This window comes from Lentzea sp. NPDC060358, from assembly GCF_042725365.1.
Taxonomy (GTDB): Bacteria; Actinomycetota; Actinomycetes; order Mycobacteriales; family Pseudonocardiaceae; genus Lentzea.
Genome location: NZ_JBHXCW010000087.1, coordinates 1 through 23,247, shown reverse-complemented (window position 1 = coordinate 23,247; position 23,247 = coordinate 1). Strand labels below are relative to the sequence as shown.

The following is a 23,247-nucleotide window of genomic DNA, read 5'->3' as shown; positions in this document are numbered from 1 at the left end:
ACCGGAAACCGGCCTGACTTAGTGTCACGTCCCATGGACGGGCTGATGCAACCTAGGCCGCTCACCATCGCGCACATCCTGGAGCGGGCCGAGCGACTCCACGCGCACAAGCAGGTCGTGACGGCCGGCGTCGAGCGGGTCACGTTCGCCGACGTGGCGGTCCGGGCGCGACGGCTCGCCACCGCGCTCGACTCGCTCGGCGTGCCGGCCGGGGCGCGCGTCGCCACGTTCGCGAGCAACACCCGGCGGCACCTCGAGCTGTACCTCGCGGTGCCCGTGACCAAGCGGGTGCTGCACTCCATCAACATCCGGCTGTCGGCCGAGCACCTCGAGTACATCGTGAACCACGCCGGGGACGACGTCGTGTTCGTCGACCGGGCGCTGCTGCCCCGGATCTGGCCGAGTGCCGGCCGGATGCCGGGGGTGCGGCACTGGGTCGTGCTGCCCGACGACAGCGACGTGGAGATCCCGGACGACCCGCGCGTGCTCGACCACGACGACCTGGTCGACGCGGCCGAGCCGTTCGCGGGCTCGTTCGAGGACACCTTCGCGCTCGCGGACGAGAACCTGGCCTCGGGGCTCTGCTACACCTCCGGCACGACCGGGCCGCCCAAAGGCGTGCTCTACAGCCACCGGTCGACGGTCCTGCACTGCCTGGGCACGCTCGCCGCCGGGTTCATCGGCCTGTGCGAGAGCGACGTCGTGATGCCGATCGTGCCGATGTTCCACGCCAACGCCTGGGGGCTGCCCTACGGCGCGATGATGACCGGTGCGTCGCTGGTGCTGCCCGGCCCGTCGTCGGAGCCCTCCCACCTGCTGGCGCTGATGGAGTCCGAGCAGGTCACCGTCGCCGGGGCCGTGCCGACGGTGTGGACGAGCCTCGTCCCCCAGCTGGCCTTCCACGACCTGCGCGCCACCCGGTTCCTGCTCGGCGGCGGCTCGGTGATCGCACCGGCGCTGTCGGAGACCTACCGCGCCGCGATCGGCGTCCCGATCACGCACTCGTGGGGCATGACGGAGATCAGTCCGGTCGGGACGATCGGCGGCACCCGCACCCGCCACCGCGGCAAGACCGACGCGGAGCAGGTCGCGGTGCGGGCGGCGCAGGGCCAGCCGCTGCCGCTCGTGAACCTGCGGGTCGCCGACGTCGAGACGGGCGTGGAGCTGCCGCGCGACGGCCGCGCGGTCGGCGAGCTGCAGGTCGCCGGTCCGTGGGTCGCGGGCGGCTACTTCCGGGTGGACTCCGCGGAGAGCTTCACCGAGGACGGCTGGCTGCGCACCGGCGACCTCGCCACGATCGACGCCGACGGTTTCATCCGCCTCGTCGACCGGATGAAGGACCTGATCAAGTCCGGCGGCGAGTGGATCTCCTCGGTCGAGCTGGAGAGCGCGCTCACCTCGCACCCCGACGTCGTCGAGGTCGCCGTGATCGCGCGCCCCGACCCGAAGTGGGGTGAACGCCCCGTCGCCTACGTCGTGCTGCGCGACGGCAGCGCCACCACCGGAGACGACCTCGTCCGGCACATCACCCCGAAGGTCGCGAAGTGGTGGCTGCCCGACGAGGTCGTGTTCCGCACCGCGCTGCCCAAGACGGGCACCGGCAAGCTGTCGAAGAGCGCCCTGCGCAGCTCAGCCCAGGTCCCGCAGGCGGTGGAGCTGCAGTCCTAGCTGCAGCTCCAGGTCGTTCTCGCCGCGCCAGTCGACCCCGAGCACGTCGCTGACGCGGTCGAGCCGCTTGAGCAACGTGTTGACGTGCACGTGCAACGCGCGTGCCGTCGCCGCCACGTTCGCGCGGTGGTCGTAGTAGGCGCTGAGGGTCTTCACGAGATCGGTGCCGCGCCGTTGGTCGTGGTCGACCAGCGGGCCGACGGAGGCGGCGAGGAACCGGTCGAGTTCGCCCGCCCGGTCGGCGTCGAAGATCAGCGCGTAGAGCGCGTAGCGGCCGGTCGTGGCACCGCGGTCGGTGTGCCCGATCGCCCTCATCACCGACGCGCACCGGTTCGCCGCGGAGAACGCGCGCGCCCAGTCGTGGTTCACCGCCCGCTCCCCCACGACCGCGACCGGGCTCCCCGACGCGCGCCGGAGCCGGCGGTGGACCTCCTCGGCGGTGCGGTCGTCGTCGGTGCTGGGCACGATCACCGTTGCCCTGCCGAGGTGTTCGCCCGCGAGACCCGCGCTGTCCCGCGCGATGTCGTGCAGGTGGCGGGCCAGCTCGGTCGACGACAGCAACGGCGAGTCGGCGACCAGGACCAGCGTCAGCCGGTCGGCGTCGATGTGGCGGGCCTGGGCGCGGGAGCGCTGCGACGGGCTGACGCCGGGACCGCCGACCATCAGCTCGGTCAGCAGCTCGCCGCTGAGCCGCTCGCTCGCGTCGGCGACGGCGCGTTCCTTGAGGATCAGCAACCCGAGGATGTGCGTGGCCCGTTCGAGCGTGCGCAGGTCCATGTCGTCGGAGACACCGCGTTCCGCCACCGCCGGCCTGCTCCACGACAGCGCGCCGAGGTAGCTGTCGCCCGCGCGGATCGGGGCCACGCTGTGCGCGACCCCCGCGGTGTCGACGGTGGTCGTGACGCGGCCGGAGCGGTGCCCGGCGTCGGCCCGGTCCAGCACGGCGACCGTGCCGCCGAGCTGTCCCGCGAGGAGCTGCGCGACGTCGGCCGGTGTGCCGCCCTCCAGCACCACGCCCGTCAGCGTCTCGTGGATCGCCTGCGCCCGTTCGACCACGGCCACGTGCTCGCGCAGCTCCCGCAACGCCGTGCGGCTCTCCTCGTAGAGCCGGGCGTTGTCGAGCGCCACCGCGGCGTGGTCGGCGAACGCGCTCAGCAGCGCGATCTCGCCGGGGTGGAACGACCGCTCGGACCGGTCCGCGGCGAACAGCGCGCCCACCACCTCGTCGCGGATCACCAGCGGCACCCCGAGCAGCGCGACCAGGTCCTCGGTGACGACGAGCCGGTCGAAGCCGGCGTCGTGGTCGATGAGCTTCGAGGCCGCGTAGTTGCGCACCCACTGCGGGCGCCGCGTGGCCAGCACCTTCCCGCCCAGCCCCACGCCCGCCGGGATGGTCGCGCCGAGGAACGCCGCCGAGATCGTGCCCTCCGCCGCCTTGGCCGACAGCCGGCCGTCCGCGACCAGCGAGAGGTAGGTGAAGTCCGTGCCCATCAGGTCGTGGGCGTGGCGGACGATCGACTGCAGCACGTCGTCCAGTTCGCCGAGCGCCGTGAGCGACTTGGCAGTCGCGTACAACGACGCCAGTTCGCGCTGCCGGCGCACGAGCGCGTGCGAGTCCGGTTCGTCACTCGGGTCGAAGGTCACCCGCCTCATTCTTCCCCAGCAGGCGGTGGAGGAAAGACCCACCAAACCCGCACCAGGCGTGTGTGATCCAGACCTCAGCCACGTCGTGGTGCCGCCCTAGCATTGGCCGTCATCACCTGCCGGTTCATCGACGAAGGCGGCACGTATGGCAACCCCTCTGGCCCAGCCCGACGAACAGCCCGTGCAGTCCGCGCCGTCACCGGTGCACCGCCGCGGCTTCCGGAAGCTGCTGACCGTCGGGCTGATCGGCAGCTCCATAGAGTGGTACGACTTCTTCCTCTACGGCACCGCGGCCGCGCTGGTGTTCCCCAAGGTGTTCTTCCCGCAGTCCTCGGCGCTCACCGGCACGCTGCTCGCGTTCAGCACGTTCTGGGCGGGCTTCGTGGCACGCCCGGTCGGCGGCGTGCTCGCCGGGCACTTCGGCGACAAGTACGGGCGCAAGCCGGTCGTCGTCACGTGCCTCGCGCTGATGGGCGGCGCGACGTTCCTGATCGGCTGCCTGCCCACCGCCTCCGCCGTGGGCGCGCTGGCCCCGATCCTGCTCGTGACGCTGCGGTTCCTGCAGGGGCTCGCGGCGGGCGGCCAGTGGGGCGGGATCATGTTGCTGCTCACCGAGTCCGCCGGTCCGAAGCAACGCGGGTTCGCAGGCACGTTCGGGCAGACCAGCGTTCCCGTCGCCGTGATCATCTCCAACCTGATCTTCGTGGCGGCCAGCGGGCTCATGCCGAACGACGCGTTCCTCAGCTGGGGCTGGCGGATCCCGTTCCTGGTCAGCATCGTCATGTTCGCCGTCGTGCTCTACATCCAGTCCAAAGTGGAGGACACGCCGGAGTTCCGCGCGCTGGCGAAGGAGGCCGACCGGCCGGAGCGCGCCGTCGTCCGCGCGCCGCTCGCGAACGTCATCCGCGAGAAGTGGGGCACGATCCTGCTGGCGTGCGGCATCCTGTCGGCCACCAACAGCCTCTTCTACGTGAGCATCGCCGGACTGCTCAACTACGGCACCACGTCGTTGAAGCTCGACCGCAACGGACTGCTCACCGTCGTGCTGCTCAGCTCCGTCGCGATGCTCGCCGTCATGCCGTGGTCCGGGTACGTCTCCGACAGGATCGGGCGGCGGCCGTTGATCCTCGTCGGCGGCCTGGGCGTGGCGGCGTGGGGTTTCCCCTACTTCGGGCTGGTCGACACCGCGTCGCTGCCGCTGATCTTCGTCGCCGTGGTCGTGGGCTTCGTCTTCCAGAGCCTCACCTACGGCCCGATCGCGAGCTTCCTGGGCGAGCTGTTCGCGCCCAACGTCCGCTACTCCGGCGCATCGCTGTCCTACCAGCTGTCGGCGATCGTCATCAGCGGCGGCACGCCGTTCCTGATGACCGCGCTCATCGCCGAGACCGGCAGCACCCTCCCGGTCGCCGGCTACATCACGCTGATGGGCCTGATCACGTTCGCCTGCGCGTACTTCCTGCCGGAGACGAACCCCGCCGAGGTCCGCGAGGACCCGAACGCCGTCCCCGGCGCGCACCTCTACCGCTGAAAGGCCTGCTGCCGTGAGAACACGCCGTCTCGCCGTGCTGGGTGCCGCGGTCCTGCTGCTCGGCGCCCAGCCCGCCACCGCCGCGACGCCGCCCAGGACCACGCCGTCCTGCGCGGCGCTGGCACAGCTGGAGATCCCGGCCTCCGCCATCGGCCTGCCGACCACCGGCGGCCGGGTCACCGCGGCGGTCGTCACGTCCGCCGTCGTGAGCGAGCAGGTGGTCGAGTACTGCCAGGTCGACGCCGACCTCCACCCCGTCGACCGGGCGGCGCCCGGCATCAAGCTGCGCGTCGCGCTGCCGACCGGCTGGAACCGCAAGGGCATGATGTTCGGCGGCGGTGGCTACAACGGCACCATCCCGGCGCTGACCGGGAACGTGCCGTTCGCCGCCGCGGACGCCCTGGCGCCGCTGGCGCGGAGGTACGCCACGTTCGCCGGCGACTCGGGACATCAGCAGGGACCGGGGGCCGTGCCGTCGCTCGACGGGTCGTTCGGCGTGCACGACGAGGCGGTCCGCAACTTCTCCGCCGGCGACGCGCTGAAGAAGACCCGTGACGCCGGCATGTTCCTCATCCGCCACGCCTACGGGCGCACGCCCGCCGAGACGTTCTTCGCGGGCGGGTCGACCGGCGGGCGGGAGGCGCTGGTCGTCGCCCAGCGGTGGCCGCGCGACTTCGACGGCGTGATCTCGGGCTACCCGGCGTGGAACAACCTCGCCGAGAGCCTGTACCTCGGGTACCTGACGCAGATTCTGGCCCGGCCCGGCGCCTTCCCCGGCCCGGACGAGCAGACCCTGTTGCACACCAGCGTGATCGCCGCCTGCGACGGCGCGGACGGGGCTGCCGACGGGATCGTCTCGAACCCCCGCTGCACCTTCGACCCGCGTGCGCTGCGGTGCCCCGGCGGCGGCGACACCGGTCCCACCTGCCTGTCGGACGCGCAGATCGACGCGGTGAAAGCGATGTCCACGCCGTTCCGCTGGCCCTACCGGGTCGCGAGCGGCGAGACCCGGTACCCCGGCTTCCCGTTCCTGTCCGGCGCGGACATGCGGACGCCGTTCCTCGGCTTCGGCACCACCCCACCGGCCAGCCCGATGCCGGTCACGGCCGGGTACGGCATGCAGTACTGGGACCAGTGGGTGAAGTACTTCGTCACCCGCGACCCGTCGTTCGACTCCCTCGACCTCGACCCTCGGCATCCGGGCAGGTGGCTCGGCCGGATCAGCGAGCTGTCGGAGGTCATGGACCGCAACGACACCGACCTCCGCCCGTTCGCCCGCTCCGGCGGCAAGCTCCTGCTGCTGCACGGTTCCGCGGACGAACTGGTCTCGCACCGCTCCACCAACGACTTCTACGAGCGCGTGCGGGACGTGTCGGGTTCATCGACACGGGAGTTCCTGCGCTACTACCTGGTGCCGGGAGCGAACCACGCCAACTTCGGCGCTCCGGCGCTCGCCGCCGGGTGGGACTCGCTGACCGCGCTGGAGCAGTGGGTCGGGAGTGGACGGTCGCCGGAACGCCAGGTGGTCGCCGACATCGCGCACGGCCGGACCCGCCCGCTGTGCGAGTACCCGCAGTGGCCCCGCTACCGCGGCGGCGACCAGAACAGCGCGTCGAGCTTCGTCTGCGCCAGGTGAGGCTCAGGCGCCGCTGACCACCTCGTGCACCACCGCCATCAACGCCCTAGCCGCCGCACTCGGTGTGCGGCCGGCCGGGCGCGCGAGGCCCAGCGGCCACCGCAGGTCCGCGCCGGTCACCTCGAGCGTCGTGACGCCCCGCGCGCCGCGCAGGACGTAGCCGGGCAGCAGGGCGATGCCGAGGCCGTGCCGCACGAAGTCGACGCCGGTGAAGATGTCGGAGATCTCCAAGGTCACCCGGCGCGGCACGGCACCGGCGGCGAACGCCCGGTCCACGACGGCCCGGTTGCCGTAGCCCAGCGGCGAGTCGATGAAGTCCATCCCGGCCAGCTCCCCGATCGGCACCGCGGACCGGGCGGCGAGCGGGTGGCCGTCCGGCACGACGAGGTCCATCACCGAGTGGGCCAGCTCCTCGACGACGATCCCGTCCGGCGGTTCCCCCGGCAGGGACACGAACGACAGGTCGAGCCGGCGGTCCAGCAGCTGCTCGACCAGTCCGAGCGACCCGGCGGTCGCCGCGCTCGTGCGGACCAGCACGCCGGGGTGGCGGCGGTGGAACTCGCCGAGCAGCGCGGGCAGGTCGATCAGGGTCATCGCGGTCAGCAGGCCCAGCCGGACCGTGCCGCGCAGACCGCCCTCGACCTGGGCGACCACGTCCCGCGCCTCCGCCACCGCGTCGAGCACGTCCCTGGCCTTCGGCAGCAACGCCTCGCCGGCGGCGGTCAGCTGCACCCGCTTCGAGTTGCGGTCGAGCAGAGTGGCGCCCAGATCGCGTTCGAGGGTCTTGATCGCGGCCGACACGGCCGACTGGACGACGTGCACGCGGGCGGCGGCACGGGTGAACGTGCCCTCCTCGGCGATCGCGACGAAGTACTCGAGCTGACGCAGGTCCACACCAGCGAGTATCTCAGTAATCGATGATCGCCAGCTCGAACTTTCGTTGGACGTGATAGTTCGAGGCGCGCAGGGTGGTGGCATGTCCGTGCTCGTCGAAACACCGATCACCCCGCCCGCCACCGGCAGGCACCACCGCCGCGGTTTCTGGTCCGTGGCCGCCGCGTTCCTGGTCGCGATGGCCTACTCGACCGTCCCCGCTCCCCTGTTCCCGCTCTACGCGGCCCGCGAGGGCTTCTCCACCCTCGACATCACCGTCGTGTTCGCGGCGTTCGCGGTGGGCGTCGTGATCAGCCTCGTGCTCGCCGGGCACGTCTCCGACCGGGCCGGCCGCAAGGCGGTCCTCCTCCCGGCGCTGGGCCTGGAGCTCGTGTCCGCGCTGCTCTTCCTCACCGGCACCGCGCTGCCCGTGCTGATCGCCGCCCGCGTCGTCAACGGCCTGGGCGTCGGCATGATCACCGCGACCGCCACCGCGTACCTGCACGACCTGCACGCGCGGCACCGCCCCGGAGCATCGCCGCGCCGGTTCGAGGTCGTCTCGACCGCCGCGAACATCGGCGGGCTCGGCGTCGGCGCGCTGGTCGCCGGGGTGCTCGCGCAGTACGCCACCGCGCCGTTGCGCACCCCGTACGTCGTGTTCGCCGTGCTGCTCGCCGTCGTGCTGGCCGCGGTCGCGCTCACCCCGGAAACCGTGGCCCGGCAACCGTTGCGCTACCGCCCGCAGCGCATCAGCGCCGACCACGGCGACCGCGCGGGCTACCTCGCCGCGGCCGCCGGGGCGATCTCCGCGTTCTCGGTCTTCGGCGTGTTCACGTCCGTCTCCCCCGGTTTCGTGGCGGGCGAGCTGCACCACCCGTCGCGGGCGCTCGCCGGGCTCGTCGTCTTCACCGTGTTCGGCACCGCGGCGCTCGCGCAGACCGTGACGGGCTCGCTGCCCGCACCGGTGCGCCGGGCGCTGGGCCTCGGCGGGCAGGCGGCGGGCGTCGTGCTCGTGGTCGCCGGGATGTCCGCGACGAGCTTCCCGCTGTTCCTCGCCGGCGGCGCGCTCGCCGGTGTCGGCGCGGGCGTGCAGTTCAAGGCGTCAATCGGCGCGGTCGCGGCGATGGCGGCACCGGAGCAGCGCGGCGAGGCGCTGGCCGGGTTGTTCTTCATCGCCTACGCCGGGCTGAGCGTGCCGGCGGTCTCGATCGGCCTCGCCACGCGGTATTTCGCGCCGACGACCGTGATGACGTGGTTCGCCGCGCTGCTGCTCGTGCTGCTGGCGGGCGTGGCGGTGCTCAGCCGACGTGCGCGCTGATCGGGTGCCGGACGTCCGCGGGGCACGTGAACACGTTCAGGTTGCCCCCGCGGCCGAACTCCCACTCGACGTCGTCGCCGGACGGCTCGTGCGTCGCGAGCGACAGCGTCTGCCGTTGCGCCGCACCGCAGTCCGGGCAGGGGAACTCGACCGGCGCGGACTGCCGCCACGCGGTCCAGCCGCCGATCTTCGTGCCGCCGGAGGCCTTCGACTCGCGCTCGGCGTACCGGATCGGCTCGAGGACGTTGACCGTCGGCACGTACGCCTCGACCTGCGCCGAGGGCTGCGGTTCCTCCTCGATCAGCTCGACCACCGTCGTGGAGTCGCGCCACACCAGGCGCACGGCCGGACCGCGGGCGTGCGGGACGTCGTGGTGCAGCGTGCACAGGAAGACCTGCAGCACGTCGGTGCCCTCGGGGAACGGCAGTTCCGGGAAGTCGCTCCGGTAGAGCTGCACGGCACCGACGAACGGCTCGCCACCGCTCCCGGGTTGATGGGTTTCCCCGTCGCACCACGGCCACGGCTCGTCGATCGGCCACAGCAACGGGCCCCCGATGTGGCTGTCGGCGTCCGTCGGGTCGCCTTCGAGCGGGTTCAGCAGCACCGCCGGGCGCGTCCGCGCATCCTCGATCGACACGACCCGCAAGGCTAGCGGGTACCTGATCGGAGTAACGGCAGCGAGGTCCGCACCGACCTCGCAGGCATGAGGTTCTTGATCGCGCCCGTGCTCCTCGCCGCCCTGGCGGCGGGCTGCACCTCGGAGGTCACCGGCTCCGGCACCACCGGTCCGGACACGACGTCACCCGCCACCACGACTTCCGGGCAGCAGACTCCGAGCACCACCAGGCAGAGCGGGACCACCGCGCTCGACGGAGTGCCGCCGGACCACTACGAGAGCCTGCCCGCGCAGTACTGCGACAAGCCCTTCACCGGCGCCCTGGGCAAGCCGATGCTCGCCGTCGTCATGGAGACCCCGAAGGGCCGGCTGAACTGCGACCAGGCCGGGGCGGTCCTGTTCGACTACTACGCGCAGCGCCAGGAGCCGAAGACCGGCCTGCCGCCGGTCGAGATCGGCACCCTGGCGTGCAACCAGGTCGCCGAGGGCGCCATGCCGCAGGTCGTGTGCGCCGACACGGAGAACGTCATCTACTCGATGTGGCCGCAGACCTGACGCCCGCGGCCACACCCGTGCGGCGTCAGTCGGTGCCGGACTCCATCGCGGCGGCGTCGAGCAGCGCGTCGGCCTCGGAGACCTCACCGCGCGAGGCGATGACCTCGGCGCCGCCGTCCGGCACGTCGCCGATCAGCTTCGTCGGCTCGACCTGGGCCGAGATGAGCGCCGACTGGCGGGTGCCGACCATGCCGAGGCCCGCGAAGAGCTCCAGCTTGGCGCGCGAGTCCGCGATGTCGAGGTTGCGCATGGTCAGCTGGCCGATGCGGTCGACCGGACCGAACGCCGAGTCCTCGGTGCGTTCCATCGACAGCTTGTCCGGGTGGTAGCTGAACGCGGGGCCCGACGTGTCGAGGATCGAGTAGTCGTCGCCCCGGCGCAGCCGCAGCGTGACCTCGCCGGTGACCGCGGAGCCGACCCAGCGCTGCAGCGCCTCGCGGATCATCAGCGACTGCGGGTCGAGCCAGCGGCCCTCGTACAGCAGACGGCCGAGCTTGCGGCCCTCGGTGTGGTACGAGGCCACGGTGTCCTCGTTGTGGATCGCGTTCACGAGGCGGTCGTAGGCGATGTGGAGCAGCGCCATGCCGGGCGCCTCGTAGATGCCGCGGCTCTTGGCCTCGATGATGCGGTTCTCGATCTGGTCGGACATGCCCAGACCGTGGCGGCCGCCGATGGCGTTGGCCTCGAGCACGAGGTCGACGGCGCTGCCGAACTCCTTGCCGTTGATCGTGACCGGGCGGCCCTGGTCGAAGCCGATGGTGACGTCCTCGGCCGCGATCTCGACCGACGGGTCCCAGAACTTGACGCCCATGATCGGCTCGACGATCTCGATGCCCTCGTTGAGCAGCTCGAGCGACTTGGCCTCGTGCGTCGCGCCCCAGATGTTCGCGTCGGTGGAGTAGGCCTTCTCGACGCTCGACCGGTAGGGCAGGTCGCGCTCGAGCAGCCACTCGGACATCTCCTTGCGGCCGCCGAGCTCGGTCACGAAGTCCGCGTCGAGCCACGGCTTGTAGATCCGCAGCGACGGGTTCGCGAGCAGGCCGTAGCGGTAGAACCGCTCGATGTCGTTGCCCTTGTAGGTCGAGCCGTCGCCCCAGATCTGGACGTCGTCGTCGAGCATGGCGCGCACGAGCATGGTGCCCGTGACGGCGCGGCCCAGCGGGGTGGTGTTGAAGTACGCGCGGCCACCGGAGCGGATGTGGAACGCGCCGCAGGCGAGCGCCGCGAGCCCCTCCTCGACGAGCGCGGCCCGGCAGTCCACCAGGCGGGCGATCTCGGCGCCGTACGTGCCGGCGCGGCCGGGGACGGTCTCGATCTCGGGCTCGTCGTACTGACCGATGTCCGCGGTGTACGTGCAGGGCACAGCGCCCTTCTCACGCATCCACGCGACGGCGACGGAGGTGTCGAGACCACCGGAGAAGGCGATGCCGACGCGTTCGCCGGCGGGAAGTGAAGTGAGCACCTTGGACACGTTGAGAATTATGCACGAAGATGTATGAGCATGCACGCCGGGGTGCGTGTCGGGTATGTCTCAGACGAACTATTTAGGTAAGCCTTACCAAAGCTGTAGGGTGCCTCGCATGACGCGCTACTCCGCCCTCGAGCGGTTCACGATCAAGGCCGCCACCAAGGCGGCCGAGCTGGTGATGGCCCCCGCGAACCGCCGCGAGGTCTTCGAACAGTTCGTCATGACCGTCACCGCCGTGACCGACTTGAGCGAGCACATGCGCCGGATCACCTTCCACGCACCGGAGTTCGCCTCCTACGCGGTCACCGGACCGGACGAGTACTTCGGCTTGGTCGTGGCGACGGACCGCGCGCTGGTCATGCCCGCCGACGACCGCATCAACGTCCGCGCGGCCCTGCAGGCGATGCCGGAGAACGTCCGCCCCGACCTGCGCTGGTACACCGTCCGCGCGCACCGCCCCGAACAGGCCGAGATCGACGTCGACTTCGTGGTCCACGGCGACGCGGGCCCCGGCACGCGCTGGGCCCGCCGCGCCACCGCGGGGTCCCGGGCCGGCTTCCGCGCGGGCGGGTCGGCGTACCGGCCGCCGGCCGAGGGCTCGGTGCTGCTCGTGGCCGACGAGACGGCGCTGCCCGCGCTCGCCGCCATCCTCGAGGTGGAGACGCGGCCGGTGCAGGTGTTCGCGGAGGTGCCCGACGAGTCGTTCCGGCTCGACCTGGAGGCGGAGTGGGTGTTCCGCGGCGACGCCGAGCCGGGAACCGCGGTGCTGAAAGCGGTCCAGGAGCGTGCGCTGTCCACTGTGGACTACGCGTGGGCGTGCGGGGAGTCGGCACTCGCGACCGGGGTGCGGCGGCACCTGGTGAAGGACCGCGGGGTGGACCGCAGGGCGATCTTGTTCAGCGGGTACTGGAAGGTCGGCGCCGCGAGGACGTGATCGATTCCGTTCACCGGCTGCCCCTTTCCCGGTAAGGCAAAGATTCGGTGAAGCACCTGGACATGAACGCCGTTCATGTACCAGTTTCAGCCTCGCAAGCCTCTCCCCTGCTGCTCACGGAGGCCACTGTTGAGGAAGAAGCTCCTGCCTGCGCTCGCGGGCGCCCTGTTGATCACCGCCCTGTTCCCGGGAGTCGCGCTCGCCGACCCGCCGGCGGCCATCCCCGCCAGTTACGAGGAGGCCGACGGCAAGTGGCAGCCGGCCTTCGACTACGACGGTGACGGCTGCTACCCGACGCCGGCGATCTCGCCGACCGGTCAGGTCGCGCCCGGCCTGAAGAACTCCGGCGCGCTCAACGGCAACTGCCACGACAAGTCCGACCTCGACAACACCAACTCCTACAGCCGGTCCAAGTGCAACAACGGCTGGTGCGCCTACCTCTACGACCTGTACTTCGAGAAGGACCAGGCCGTACCGCTGTGGGACTGCTGCGGGCACCGGCACGACATCGAGCACGTGGTCGTGTGGGTGCAGAACGATGTGGCGCAGTACGTCTCCACGTCCGAGCACGGCAAGTACAAGACCCACCCGCGCGCCAACGTGCAGTGGGAGGGCACCCACCCGAAGATCATCTACCACAAGGACGGCGCCAGCACGCACTGCTTCCGGCTCGCCGGCAACGGTGAGGTGGCGGAGAACCACTACGGCGTCTACCAGTACCCGGACCTCGTGAGCTGGAACCGGTTCCCCGCCGGGGTGCGCGACGTCCTGGTGAACGCCGACTTCGGCAGCGCGTCGCTCGCGATCAAGGACGGCGCGTTCAACTCCAACCTCGGCAGGGCGAAGCCGGCCGGGATCCCGTTCGACCCGAACGCCTGAGCCCTGCTACCGGGCGACCCGCTCGAGCCACTCGGCCAGGAGGGCCCGTTCCGCCGGCGACAGCGCGCGGGGCGGGTCCTCCTGCAGGGCCGTCCGCAGTGCCACGGCCCTGCTCGGGATGTCCGACGGCTCGTCCGGTGAGGCGTCCGTCGTGATCGCGCCGATGACGTTCTCGCGGGTGAACTCGATCAGGCCGAGGTCGCGCTCGTCCTCCGGCGTCGCGATCAGCGCCAGCACCACGCCCAGGCCCGTGGCGTGCACGAACTGCGCCGCCTGCTCGACCGTGACCGCGAGCCGCCCGGCCGAGGCGATGCGGCCGATGATCCGGCGGAGCATCGCGTCCGCCTCCAGCCGCGCCTCGCGCTTGCGCGGCTCGCCGTACATGAGCAGGTAGAACGCGGGCCGCTCCAGGCCGAACCCGATGTGCAGGTCCCAGCCGCGCCGCAGGTCGTCCACCGGGTCGCCGCTCGTCCCCATCGCGTGCTTCGAGGAGAGGTACCCGGCGAAGCCGTGCGCCGCGACGGCGTCGAGCAGGCCGTCCTTGTCGCCGAACAACCGGTAGAGCGTCGGAGCCTGCACGCCCGCCGCGGTGGCGACCGCACGCGTGGAGACCGCCTCCTTGCCGCCCTCCACCAGCAGATCGGCCGCGGCCTGGACCAGACGCTCCCTCGTGTCCATGTAACGACGATAACACATGAGCGGTAGCGCTGATTCGATACCGGTGATACGTTGAATGCGTTAACGACGGAAACAGCAGCTAGGAGGAACGACATGACCCGCGTTGCGATCGTCACCGGCGGATCGAGGGGCATCGGGCGGGCGGCTGCGGAACGCCTCGCCGCCGACGGCACCGCCGTCGTCATCGTCTACGCCGGCAACAAGACCGCGGCCGACGAGGCCGTCGAGGCGATCACGTCGGCCGGTGGCCAGGCCATCGCCGCCCAGGCCGACGTGGCCGATGAGACGGCCGTGGCCGCCGCGTTCGACCTCGCGGAGCAGACCTTCGGCGGTGTCGACGTCGTGGTGAACTCGGCGGGCATCATGCCGCTCGGCACCGTCGCGGACCTGGACCTGGAGGTCTTCGACCGCATCATGCGCACCAACGCGCGCGGCACGTTCGTCGTGTCGCAGCAGGCCGCACGTCGTCTGCGCGAGGGCGGCGCCATCATCAACGTCTCGTCCTCGGTCGTGGGCCTGCGTTTCCCGCAGTACGGCGCCTACGCGATGTCCAAGGGCGGCGTCGAGGCGCTGACCCTGGTGCTGGCCCGTGAGCTGCGCGGCCGCGACATCACCGTCAACACCGTCGCGCCCGGCCCCACGGCCACCGAGCTGTTCCTCGACGGCAAGGACCAGGACACGATCGACACCCTCGCGAAGCAGGCTCCCCTGGAGCGCATCGGCGAGCCGGGCGACATCGCGGAGGTCGTCTCGTTCCTCGCGGGTCCCGCCCGCTGGATCAACGGCCAGACCATTCGTGCGAACGGAGGCATCATCTGATGGGCAAGGTCATCGTCGTCACGGGCGCGTCGAGCGGGTTCGGCGCCCTGGCAGTGCGCAGGCTGGCTCTCGCGGGCCACACCGTCTACGCGGGCATGCGGGCCACCACCGGCCGCAACGCCCCGGCCGTCGCCGAGCTCGCCGAGTTCGGGACGGCGCAGAAGGCCGACGTGCACGCCGTGGAGCTCGACGTGCAGTCGCAGGAGTCGGTCGACGCGGCCATCGCGACGATCGTCGCCGGGCAGGGCCACCTCGACGTGGTGGTGCACAACGCGGGCCACATGGTCACCGGCCCCGCCGAGGCGTTCACGCCGGAGCAGTACGCGGCGCTCTACGACATCAACGTCCTGGGCACGCAACGGGTCAACCGCGCCGCGCTGCCGTTGCTGCGGGAACAGCGCTCCGGGCAGGTCGTGTGGGTGGGTTCGAGCTCGACCCGCGGCGGCACTCCCCCATACCTGGCGCCGTACTTCGCGGCCAAGGCGGCGATGGACGCGCTGGCGGTCTCCTACCGCGCGGAGCTGCTGCGGTTCGGCGTCGAGACCACGATCGTCGTGCCAGGCGCGTTCACCCACGGCACCAACCACTTCGCGCACAGCGGCACCCCGGAGGACACCGAGCGCGCCGCGGCCTACGACGAGCTCTACCCCGGCCTCATGGACCAGGTGGGCGTCAAGCTGGCCGAGCTGGAACCGTCGTGGGCGGACGTCGGCGCGGTGGCCGACGCGATCGTGTCCGTGGTGGACGCCCCGAAGCCGCCGTTCCGCGTGCACGTCGACCCGTCGTCCGACGGCGCCGAGGTCGTGAACGCGGTGGCGGACCGGGTGCGCGGCGAGTTCCTGCGCCGGGTGGAGCTCGCGGACCTGATCTAGCGGAGCCGGAGGAGCGCGGACGCGGTGACGAACCGGGAGCCGCGCTCCTCCAGCGTCGTGCCGATCGGCCTCGGCGCCTGCCGGGTCTGGTCGCGGCTCGCGCACCCGGGGTGCAGCAGGATGATCGCGCCCGGCCCGCGGACGACCTGCTGGGCGGGCGGTGTGCCGGCGGGGTCCGGCTCGACGTCCCCCACGATCGTCGGCGTGCGGCGCACCCGCTTCACGCGGTCATGACGGCCAACTCCGCCGCGCCGACGCGCAGCACCCCGTCGTCCAGCGGCACGCACCGCACCCCGCCCTTGCCCCGCAACGCCTTGAACGCGCCCGGAGCGATCACGGCGTCCATCCACGCGCACGGGTGGGCCGGCCGGTGCACCTCGAACCGCACCGGCCCGGCGCCGCTGTCGAGGCTGAACACGGTGCCGCGCGGCAGGGCGTCGACGTCGAACCCGCGCACCACCACGTTGCGCCGCGCCACCACCGGGTCCACCGGCCACGGCGCGAGCGACTCGGCCGCGAGGAACGTGACGGCCGCGTTGCGGTGCGCGGGGTGGTTGAAGTACCGGTCGCCGACGATCCCCAGACCCGCGCGCACGTCCACCCGCCCCGGCGACACCGGCCCCGGATCGGGACGAGGGCCGTCCGACGGACGGCCCTCGAAGGCGTGCACGGGTGAGACGTGCAACCCGGCGATCTCTACCTCTCGCCGAGCTGCCACTCGGGCCTCACGTAGTGGCACGTGTAGCCGTTGGGGTAGCGCTCCAGGTAGTCCTGGTGCTCCGGCTCGGCCTGCCAGAAGTCGGACTCCTGGGTGACCTCGGTGACCACCTTGCCCGGCCACTTGCCGGAGGCGTCGACGTCCGCGATCGTCTCCTCCGCGACCTTCTTCTGCGCGTCGTCGGTGTAGAAGATCGCCGACCGGTAGCTCGCGCCGATGTCGTTGCCCTGGCGGTCGCGGGTCGACGGGTCGTGGATCTGGAAGAAGAACTCCAGGATCTGCCGGTAGCTCAGCTTCTCGGGGTCGAACACGATCTCGATGGCCTCGGCGTGGTTGCCGTGGCGGCGGTAGGTCGCGTTGGGCGTGCTCGGGTCGCCGGTGTAGCCGACGCGGGTGGAGACGACTCCGGGGTGGCGGCGGAACAGGTCCTGCATGCCCCAGAAGCAGCCGCCCGCGAGAACAGCCTTCTCCGTCACTGTGGTTCTCCTCTGCTCGGTCCTCACTCAGGAGAACGTTCGGTCTCCACCGGATCATCCCCGCCGAGGTGTGACGTAACCATTACAGGCTCGCACGGTCCGGGCCCATCAGCGGAAGTCGTACCCGTCCAGGCCGCGCGTTCGGTCTCGCGCGGGGCGAACGCCAGGTGGGACGCCACCACGTGGCGGTGGGAGCCGACGAGCACGTCGGCGTGGACGGCACCGTCGAGCGGGTCCTCACCGACGAGTTCCTCCCGCGGGCGGAGTCGCGGCGCTCACTCGGGAGAGCGGTCGGCCTCCACCGGCTCGTCCCCGTCGGCCGGTGCTGTGCTGACGGACCTCGCCTCGATGACCTCGCCCAGGTACCGCAGGACGACGGCCACGGCGGCGGCGACCGGCACGGAGAAGAACGCACCGGCGATGCCGTAGAGGCTCGTGCCCGCGGTGACCACCAGCAGGACGACCGCCGCGTGCAGGCGCAGGCCGCGCGACTGCAGGATCGGCTGGAGCACGTTGCCCTCGACCTGCTGCACCACGACGACGATGACCAGCATGATGATCGCCGTGGTCAGCCCGTTGCTGACGAGTGCGACCAGCACGGCCAGCGCGCCGGCGATGAACGCGCCGATGATCGGGATGAACCCGCCGAGGAACGTCAGCGCGGCCAGCGGGACCGCGAGCGGCACCCCGAGGATCAGCAGTCCCAGCCCGATGAACACCGCGTCGATCAGCGACACGGCGGCCTGGCTGCGGATGAAGCTGCCGAGCGTGGCCCAGACCCGCTCCAGCACCGTCGTGACGTGCCCGCCCGCGCGTTCCCCGATCACACCGCGCAGCCACGGCGTGAACCGCATGCCGTCCTTGACGAAGAAGAACGCGAGCAGCAACGCCACCACACCGGTCACCAGCCCGGACGTCACCGCGCCCGCGCCGGTGAGCAGCCCGTTCGCGATCGAGCCGATGCTCGCCTTGAGCTGCTCGACGCCCTGGTCGATCAACCGGTCGAGGTCGCTGCCCTTGAGGTTGAACGGCGGCCCGCCCGCCCACTCCTGCAGCTGCGAGATGGCCTTCGTCGCGCTGTCCCTGATCTCCGGCACGCCCGACGCGATCGAGGTGGAGATGGCCGCGATCACGCCGCCCAGCACGCCCAGCCCGACGAGCAGCACGATCGTCGCCGCCAGCGCCGAGTTCATGCCCCGCGACATCATCCAGCGGGCCGGCGGCCACAGCACCGTCGTGATCAGCAGGCCGAGCAGCACGGGCAGCACGACCACCCAGAGCGTCCCGATCAGCCAGAACACCATCCAGAAGCCGAGCGCCGCCAGCGCCGCCCGCAGACTCCACCGCGACAGCCAGCTCACGCCGTGCCCGATGGCCTCACCCTTGTCCGCCCAGCGGCGTTGCCCGTCCACGCCGCACAGTCTCTCGTGATCTAGCCCGAACGGGTGGCAGACCCGCCGAATTCGTCAGCGCGCCACATCCAGGTACGCCCTGACCGCGGCCTCGCAGGGCAGTTCGGGGTCGTGGTCCGGGTCGTGGGCCGGGAGGACGGGCACCGGCACGCCCAGCTCGCCGAGGACGCCCTCGGTCCTGGTCAGCTGATACCGGTGGACGAACGGCTCCCCGTCGGCCCAGGCGAACGCGTGCGCGTCGAGCGCGGGCCGCACGGCCCGGTCCGGTTCGCCCGCCGCGATCCACAGCTCGGGCAGCAGGAGGTGGCCGGAGGGCAGCAGCGCGATCTCGGCCGCCGGGTCCGGCAGCCGCCCCAGGTGCAGGCGGGCGAGCAGCAACGCGCCGTCGTCCCACAGGCTCGGGACCCCGGCCCGGCGCGCCATCCCGATGATCGTCTCGAACTCCTCGGCCGCCGCGGCCCACTCCTCGCGGTCGAGGTGCAGGCGTCCCCGGAGCCGGTGCACCCCTCTGACGACGAACCGCTCGCCGTCCGCGTCGATCCGGTCCAGGTCCCGGTGCTCGAGCAGCCCCCGTTCAAAGAGGTGCTCGGCCCGTGCCAGGTCGGCCCCGCCCATCACCAGGCCGGACTTGGCCAGGCGTGCCCACACCGCGTCGGCCTCGTCGTCGCGGCCCATCCGCGCGAGCGACCGGTAGAGCTGCAGGCCGCTGCCGAACCGCGCCCGCACGGCGTTGACGTCCTCCGACAGCCGCCAGCCGAGCTCGGCGACGGCGTGCCCGCGGGCCAGGCGGTTCTGGTTGTAGAGGGAGACCGAGACGTCGGCCAGCCTGCCCGCGACCTGCAGGACGTCGCCCATCTCCAGATGCGCGACCACCCCGGCCGTCGCCAGCTCCAGCGCCTTGCGGTGCTCCTGCAGCTTGTCGAACGCGCTGCTCATGTCCGCCCACAGCAGGGCGAGCTCCCCCGGCGGCAGCTGGCTGGTCCAGTCGGGCCCGAAGAACGGGCGGAGCAACGACAGGACCTCCTGGGCCGCTTCGAGGTTGTGCAGGGCGGTGCCCAGTCCCCTGGTGTAGGAGCGGAAGGCCTCGGACAGCTTGCCCATCTGCAGCAGCGTGCGCACCACGGTGATGTGGCCGCGCAGCTCTTCGAGGCCGGCGATGGTGCCGTAGCGGCTGTGCACGTCCGCGGAGAAGTGGTCAACCACGTGCTGGCCGAGGATCTGCCGCTGCTCCGCGGGCAGCTCCCCCGCCGCGACGCCGCGCACGACCGGGTGCAGGTCGTAGTCCCGGGACTGCCAGTCGTACTGCAGCAGCCCGCGCCGCTCCAGGTCCGCCACCGCCTGCCCGAGGTCGGGCAGCTGCGGGCAGATCGCGCTCAGGGTGTCGTACTGCACCGCCTCGGAGAGCATCGCGAGCGTCGACAGCAGCTGGCGGCTCGCGTCCGGCAGCGCGGCCAGCGCCTCGCGCAGGACGTGGTTGCGCTTCTGCACCAGGTTCAGCTCGCCGATGTCGAGGCTGCCGCCGGCGTCGGCGTCCTCCGACCAGGCGTCGAAGTCGCCGCGTGCCGGGAGGTAGTCGTTGACCAGGCCGGCGACGATGCCGGTGAGCAGCGGGTGGCAGTCGCAGTGGCGCTGGAGGTAGGCCCGCATGGTCGACCCGTCGCCGGTGACGCCGCAGCCGCGCATCAGGGCCTCGGCGTCGGCCGGGCGCAGGCCGGGCAGTCGCTGGTGCAGCACCCCGGGAACCGCCTGCGAGGCCTGGTTCAGCAGCACCCGCGGCACCAGCCGCGAGCTGATCAGGATCTTCGACGGCGCCGCGGCGGCCAGGCGCCGCAACAGCTCCTCGTCCTCGGGCCGGATCGTCGCGCACGGGTGCCGGTCGCCGATCTCGTCGGACGAGCCCGCGTCCTCGTCGAGCACCTGCGCCGCGTCGAAGCGGTGGTAGGCGACCAGGACGCGCTCCAGCCCGTCCAGGACCAGCAGCCACGGCCGGGATTCGAGCTGCCGCAACAGCTCCTCGCCCAGCTCGGCCTGGCTGCGGCCGGTGAACGCGGACAGCGGCCGGCCGGTCATGCAGGCGAGGGCGTGGTGGCAGAAGTCGGCCATCACCGCGCCCGCCTCGTAGAACGAGTACCAGAACCGGCCCGCCCAGTCGCGCACGCCGGGTGCGTAGTGGTTGATCCACTCCCAGGTCAGGATGCTCTTGCCGGTGCCGCCGATGGCCTCGAACAGCAGCACCGTCCGCGACTCCGCCTCGCTGGCCCAGTCGCTCAGCGTCGTCAGCTGTTCCTGCCTGCCCACGAACGGGTGCGAGCCGAGGTAGCGCGGGCGGGCGTACAGCGACTGCTCCGGCGCCGGGGACCCCGGTTCGAGCAGCCCGCGCAGGTCGGCGACGGACTGCGTGACGCCCACGGCGAAGTCGTCGAGGCTGGTGAACTCGCGGTAGACGCGCTGCAGTTCGCCGTCGGCGAGCTTCACCTCCTCGCGGAACGCGTCGAGCTTCGCCTGCTTCACCGGGTCCCGTTCGACGTCGGCCACCGTGACCGGGTGGCCGGGACCCATGATGAAGATCAGGATCGGCCGGCCCAGCCGCACCGCCTCGCGGTATTCCAGGTGGGTCAGCGAGAGTCCGTCCGGGTTCGCGGCGCACACCGGCACGGCGCCGTAGCGGTGGCTGACGATTCCGACGTACGCGGCGGCCTCGCGAACCTTGCGCAGCGACGAGTCGAGGACGGTGCCGTCGGGCAGGGCGGAGTCCGACTCCATCGCCACCGGGAACAGCTGCCTGCCCTGCAACGCGCTCATCAGGGCCGCCCGGTGCTCGCGCAGGTCCGCGAAGGTCGACGACACCATCACACCGGGGTACTGCCGCGGCTCGGACATGCCGGGATCTCGCACCGCGGAGCGAAACCGTTACCGTCCGGCGTCACGGGTGCATCTTGCGACTGCTCCGGCCGCCGCTCCACAGCCAGATCCCCCCGACGACCGCCACGACCACGCCGAGCCCGAGCAGCCCGTCCGGCACGCCGTCGTCGTCCGGCTGCGGCGCCGAGGTCACGACCTGCTGGGACGCGCGCGGCGGCAGCGTGGGCGAGGGAGCGGCCGAGGACGGCTGGGCGACCAGCGCCAGCGGGATCGCCTCGGTGTCGGCGAAGTCGACCACGCCGGTCGCCTCCAGCACCGTCATGTGGTCGAGCACGGTGTCCATGCAGACCTTGGCGTAGTCGCGGATCGCGGTGTTGCGCGTGCCCGTGCGCACGGTGGCGAGGAACTTGTAGACGACGCCGTGCGCCGCGCGGAGCCGGTTCGCGAAGACGCGGTCGAACTCCTGGCTGCGCGCGGGCGCCGCCTGCATCTCGTCGAGCCAGCCCTGCTGCGCCTCGTTGGGCTGCGTGGGCAGCTCGACGCCGAACGTGCGGGCGAGCTCGGCGGTGCGCCGGTCGAGGTCGGCGTGCCCCTCGATGAGGTGCCGGCCCGCCTCCTGCACGAGCGGGCTGGCCGACTTCTCCAGGCCCATCCGCCCGGCGGGCCCCTCCCACAGCCCGGCCAGCGCCACCTTCTGCAGCAGGTCCCGGCCCGCCGGTCCCATCGGCCCGAACCGGGTTTGCACGTAGTCGGGCCCCAGGTCCGGCTGCGCGGACGCGGCGGGCGCCCCGAGCAGCAACGTCAGCACAGCGACGACGAGTATCCGCATGCCGGGAGGTACGGACGGACCACCGCACGCCGACCGTTGCACACTGCAATGGTTACCTCTTCGTTACCTGGACCAGTGCTGCCAGACTGGGCGGGTGAGCGATGTCGACGACGTGACCGACGCGGTCCTCACCGCGTCCCGCCTGCTGGTCGCGGTGTCGGCGCGGTCGCTCGCCGCCGTCGAGGAGACGCTCACGCTGCCGCAGCTGCGCATGGTCGTGCTGCTCGACAGCCGCGGCCCGATGAGCCTGACCGCGCTCGCCGACCTGCTGGAGGTCAACCCGTCCACGGCGAAGCGCATGATCGACCGCCTGATCGCCTCCGGGATGGTCGAGCGCGAGCAGAACCCGGCGAGCAGGCGCGAGGTGGTCGTGGTCGTCAGCGAGGAGGGCCGCCTCGTGGTGGCCGAGGTGACGGCCCGCCGCCGCGCCGAGATCAGCACGATCGTCGCGCGCATGCCCGAGCACCTGCGGCACGGCCTGGTCGAGGCCCTGACGGCGTTCGCCGAGGCGGGCGGCGAACCCCGCTGGTCGGCCCGCGACCACGCGGACACCGCCTGACGTGCGGCGCGGGTCCACGAACGGGTGACGACTAAGATCGTCCCGGTGACCGCCTACGACGATCTCGACCTCGACACGACGGTGCTGCCGGAACGCCAGCAGAGGATCCTCGTCGCCATCCGCGACTGGGTCGTCGAGCACGGCTACTCCCCCAGCACGCGCGAGATCGGCGAGGCAGTCGGGCTGAAGTCCTCCTCGTCGGTGTCGAAGCACCTGGCAGCGATGGAAGACCGGGGCTTCCTCAAGCGCGGCACCTCGGTCTCGCGCCCGATGGACGTCCGGGTCTTCCTGAGCAGCACGCCGTCGGCACAGACCCCGGAGGACTCGATCTCCGTGCCCGTGGTCGGTGACATCGCGGCCGGCACGCCGATCTCGGCCGTGGAGCACGTGGACGACGTGCTGACCCTGCCGCGCACCCTGGTGGGCCGCGGCAGCAACGTGTTCGCACTGCGCGTGCGCGGCGACTCGATGATCGACGCCGCGATCTGCGACGGCGACACGGTCGTGGTCCGGCAGACGCACGAGGCGCACAGCGGGCAGATCGTCGCCGCCATGATCGAGGAGGAGGCGACGGTCAAGGTGTACCAGCGCCGCAACGGCCACGTGTTCCTGGAACCGCGCAACGCCGAGTACCCCGTGCTGGACGGCGACAAGGCCGTGATCCTGGGCGTGGTGGTCTCGGTGCTGCGCAGCGTGTAGACGCTGCACAGCAGCAGATCTCGCCCAGCACAAGCCGAAGGCCGCGAAGGCGAAGCCGAGCAACGCGAAGCCGAAGGCGAGCCAACCGCGAAGCCGAAGGCGAGCCGCTTTTCACACCCGTGGCGGGTGGGGTGGTCCCGTCACGAGCAGTGCTGATGCATCCGCCGCGCCCGAGGGGTCAGGTCAAGTCGACACGCTTTTCGT

Annotated in this window: 22 protein-coding genes; 11 read left to right on the top strand and 11 right to left on the bottom strand. The window is 71.7% G+C overall.

Annotated features, from left to right (window positions below):
* Positions 1–33: 33 nt before the first annotated feature.
* Complete coding sequence (locus ACFWGZ_RS19930) at positions 34–1,668, top strand: long-chain fatty acid--CoA ligase (protein WP_382453020.1); 1,635 nt, start codon at positions 34–36, stop codon at positions 1,666–1,668.
* On the opposite strand, the gene ACFWGZ_RS19925 is transcribed toward ACFWGZ_RS19930, so the two are convergent.
* Positions 1,630–3,312: a helix-turn-helix domain-containing protein gene (locus ACFWGZ_RS19925; protein ID WP_382453019.1), complete on the bottom strand. Its 1,683-nt coding sequence runs from the start codon at positions 3,310–3,312 to the stop codon at positions 1,630–1,632. The genes ACFWGZ_RS19930 and ACFWGZ_RS19925 overlap by 39 nt on opposite strands.
* Before the next feature lie 145 nt (positions 3,313–3,457).
* Here ACFWGZ_RS19925 and ACFWGZ_RS19920 point away from each other — a divergent pair, with 145 nt between their 5' ends.
* The gene (locus tag ACFWGZ_RS19920) at positions 3,458–4,840 is read left to right on the top strand and encodes an MFS transporter (RefSeq protein ID WP_382453018.1); all 1,383 of its coding nucleotides are present in this window, start codon (positions 3,458–3,460) and stop codon (positions 4,838–4,840) included.
* A 13-nt stretch (positions 4,841–4,853) separates the two neighbouring features.
* Entirely contained in the window at positions 4,854–6,476 is a 1,623-nt protein-coding gene (locus tag ACFWGZ_RS19915) for a tannase/feruloyl esterase family alpha/beta hydrolase (protein WP_382453017.1), read from the top strand.
* Positions 6,477–6,479: 3 nt separating this feature from the next.
* Here ACFWGZ_RS19915 and ACFWGZ_RS19910 read toward each other — a convergent pair whose 3' ends face one another.
* On the bottom strand, positions 6,480–7,370 hold the full coding sequence (locus ACFWGZ_RS19910) for a LysR family transcriptional regulator (protein WP_382453016.1): 891 nt from the start codon (positions 7,368–7,370) through the stop codon (positions 6,480–6,482).
* An 82-nt stretch (positions 7,371–7,452) separates the two neighbouring features.
* Between ACFWGZ_RS19910 and ACFWGZ_RS19905 the strand changes: the two genes are divergently transcribed.
* Complete coding sequence (locus tag ACFWGZ_RS19905; protein ID WP_382453015.1) at positions 7,453–8,667, top strand: MFS transporter; 1,215 nt, start codon at positions 7,453–7,455, stop codon at positions 8,665–8,667.
* Here the strand turns inward: ACFWGZ_RS19905 and ACFWGZ_RS19900 are convergent.
* A complete protein-coding gene (locus ACFWGZ_RS19900; RefSeq protein WP_382453014.1) occupies positions 8,648–9,304 on the bottom strand; it encodes a hypothetical protein in 657 nt (218 codons plus the stop codon). The two genes, ACFWGZ_RS19905 and ACFWGZ_RS19900, sit on opposite strands and share 20 nt — an antisense overlap.
* A gap of 66 nt (positions 9,305–9,370) precedes the next feature.
* On the opposite strand from ACFWGZ_RS19900, the gene ACFWGZ_RS19895 reads away from it, so the two are divergent.
* On the top strand, positions 9,371–9,838 hold the full coding sequence (locus ACFWGZ_RS19895) for a hypothetical protein (protein ID WP_382453013.1): 468 nt from the start codon (positions 9,371–9,373) through the stop codon (positions 9,836–9,838).
* Positions 9,839–9,863: 25 nt separating this feature from the next.
* Here ACFWGZ_RS19895 and argG read toward each other — a convergent pair whose 3' ends face one another.
* Positions 9,864–11,309 (bottom strand): argininosuccinate synthase, encoded by a 1,446-nt coding sequence (gene argG, locus ACFWGZ_RS19890; protein ID WP_382453012.1) that lies wholly within the window; start codon positions 11,307–11,309, stop codon positions 9,864–9,866.
* A 109-nt stretch (positions 11,310–11,418) separates the two neighbouring features.
* On the opposite strand from argG, the gene ACFWGZ_RS19885 reads away from it, so the two are divergent.
* Positions 11,419–12,240 carry a siderophore-interacting protein gene (locus ACFWGZ_RS19885; protein ID WP_382453011.1) on the top strand — a complete coding sequence of 274 codons (822 nt, stop codon included), beginning with the start codon at positions 11,419–11,421 and terminating at the stop codon, positions 12,238–12,240.
* 129 nt (positions 12,241–12,369) lie between these two features.
* Entirely contained in the window at positions 12,370–13,119 is a 750-nt protein-coding gene (locus ACFWGZ_RS19880) for an NPP1 family protein (RefSeq protein ID WP_382453010.1), read from the top strand.
* 6 nt (positions 13,120–13,125) lie between these two features.
* Here the strand turns inward: ACFWGZ_RS19880 and ACFWGZ_RS19875 are convergent, their stop codons facing one another.
* Positions 13,126–13,797, bottom strand: coding sequence for a TetR/AcrR family transcriptional regulator (locus ACFWGZ_RS19875; protein WP_382453009.1), 672 nt, complete (start codon positions 13,795–13,797; stop codon positions 13,126–13,128).
* Between the two features lie 93 nt (positions 13,798–13,890).
* On the opposite strand from ACFWGZ_RS19875, the gene ACFWGZ_RS19870 reads away from it, so the two are divergent.
* Positions 13,891–14,616, top strand: a complete 726-nt coding sequence (locus ACFWGZ_RS19870; protein WP_382453008.1) for an SDR family oxidoreductase — start codon at positions 13,891–13,893, stop codon at positions 14,614–14,616.
* A complete protein-coding gene (locus ACFWGZ_RS19865) occupies positions 14,616–15,488 on the top strand; it encodes an SDR family NAD(P)-dependent oxidoreductase (RefSeq protein WP_382453007.1) in 873 nt (290 codons plus the stop codon). Before ACFWGZ_RS19870 ends, ACFWGZ_RS19865 begins: the two co-directional genes overlap by 1 nt.
* On the opposite strand, the gene ACFWGZ_RS19860 is transcribed toward ACFWGZ_RS19865, so the two are convergent.
* From ACFWGZ_RS19860 to ACFWGZ_RS19835, 6 genes are all read right to left on the bottom strand, one after another.
* Positions 15,485–15,712 (bottom strand): hypothetical protein, encoded by a 228-nt coding sequence (locus ACFWGZ_RS19860; protein ID WP_382453006.1) that lies wholly within the window; start codon positions 15,710–15,712, stop codon positions 15,485–15,487. The two genes, ACFWGZ_RS19865 and ACFWGZ_RS19860, sit on opposite strands and share 4 nt — an antisense overlap.
* Positions 15,709–16,206: an MOSC domain-containing protein gene (locus ACFWGZ_RS19855; protein WP_382453005.1), complete on the bottom strand. Its 498-nt coding sequence runs from the start codon at positions 16,204–16,206 to the stop codon at positions 15,709–15,711. The genes ACFWGZ_RS19860 and ACFWGZ_RS19855 overlap by 4 nt, the downstream gene beginning before the upstream one ends.
* Positions 16,185–16,682: a peptide-methionine (S)-S-oxide reductase MsrA gene (gene msrA, locus ACFWGZ_RS19850; protein ID WP_382453004.1), complete on the bottom strand. Its 498-nt coding sequence runs from the start codon at positions 16,680–16,682 to the stop codon at positions 16,185–16,187. Before msrA ends, ACFWGZ_RS19855 begins: the two co-directional genes overlap by 22 nt.
* A gap of 275 nt (positions 16,683–16,957) precedes the next feature.
* Positions 16,958–18,094 carry an AI-2E family transporter gene (locus ACFWGZ_RS19845; RefSeq protein ID WP_382453003.1) on the bottom strand — a complete coding sequence of 379 codons (1,137 nt, stop codon included), beginning with the start codon at positions 18,092–18,094 and terminating at the stop codon, positions 16,958–16,960.
* A gap of 54 nt (positions 18,095–18,148) precedes the next feature.
* Complete coding sequence (locus ACFWGZ_RS19840) at positions 18,149–20,974, bottom strand: DUF4062 domain-containing protein (protein WP_382453002.1); 2,826 nt, start codon at positions 20,972–20,974, stop codon at positions 18,149–18,151.
* A 43-nt stretch (positions 20,975–21,017) separates the two neighbouring features.
* Complete coding sequence (locus ACFWGZ_RS19835) at positions 21,018–21,785, bottom strand: DUF4142 domain-containing protein (RefSeq protein ID WP_382453001.1); 768 nt, start codon at positions 21,783–21,785, stop codon at positions 21,018–21,020.
* Between the two features lie 94 nt (positions 21,786–21,879).
* Here ACFWGZ_RS19835 and ACFWGZ_RS19830 point away from each other — a divergent pair, with 94 nt between their 5' ends.
* Positions 21,880–22,344, top strand: a complete 465-nt coding sequence (locus ACFWGZ_RS19830) for a MarR family winged helix-turn-helix transcriptional regulator (RefSeq protein ID WP_382453000.1) — start codon at positions 21,880–21,882, stop codon at positions 22,342–22,344.
* 45 nt (positions 22,345–22,389) lie between these two features.
* Positions 22,390–23,043 (top strand): transcriptional repressor LexA, encoded by a 654-nt coding sequence (gene lexA / locus ACFWGZ_RS19825; protein WP_382452999.1) that lies wholly within the window; start codon positions 22,390–22,392, stop codon positions 23,041–23,043.
* Positions 23,044–23,247: the final 204 nt, after the last annotated feature.

Excerpts from the sequence above, each read along its gene's own strand:
- ACFWGZ_RS19930 (WP_382453020.1), top strand. The coding sequence starts at position 34 with ATGGACGGGCTGATGCAACCTAGGCCGCTCACCATCGCGCACATCCTG.
- ACFWGZ_RS19920 (WP_382453018.1), top strand. The coding sequence starts at position 3,458 with ATGGCAACCCCTCTGGCCCAGCCCGACGAACAGCCCGTGCAGTCCGCG.
- ACFWGZ_RS19905 (WP_382453015.1), top strand. The coding sequence starts at position 7,453 with ATGTCCGTGCTCGTCGAAACACCGATCACCCCGCCCGCCACCGGCAGG.
- ACFWGZ_RS19895 (WP_382453013.1), top strand. The coding sequence starts at position 9,371 with ATGAGGTTCTTGATCGCGCCCGTGCTCCTCGCCGCCCTGGCGGCGGGC.
- ACFWGZ_RS19885 (WP_382453011.1), top strand. The coding sequence starts at position 11,419 with ATGACGCGCTACTCCGCCCTCGAGCGGTTCACGATCAAGGCCGCCACC.
- ACFWGZ_RS19875 (WP_382453009.1), bottom strand. The coding sequence starts at position 13,797 with ATGGACACGAGGGAGCGTCTGGTCCAGGCCGCGGCCGATCTGCTGGTG.
- ACFWGZ_RS19870 (WP_382453008.1), top strand. The coding sequence starts at position 13,891 with ATGACCCGCGTTGCGATCGTCACCGGCGGATCGAGGGGCATCGGGCGG.
- ACFWGZ_RS19865 (WP_382453007.1), top strand. The coding sequence starts at position 14,616 with ATGGGCAAGGTCATCGTCGTCACGGGCGCGTCGAGCGGGTTCGGCGCC.
- ACFWGZ_RS19840 (WP_382453002.1), bottom strand. The coding sequence starts at position 20,974 with ATGTCCGAGCCGCGGCAGTACCCCGGTGTGATGGTGTCGTCGACCTTC.
- ACFWGZ_RS19835 (WP_382453001.1), bottom strand. The coding sequence starts at position 21,785 with ATGCGGATACTCGTCGTCGCTGTGCTGACGTTGCTGCTCGGGGCGCCC.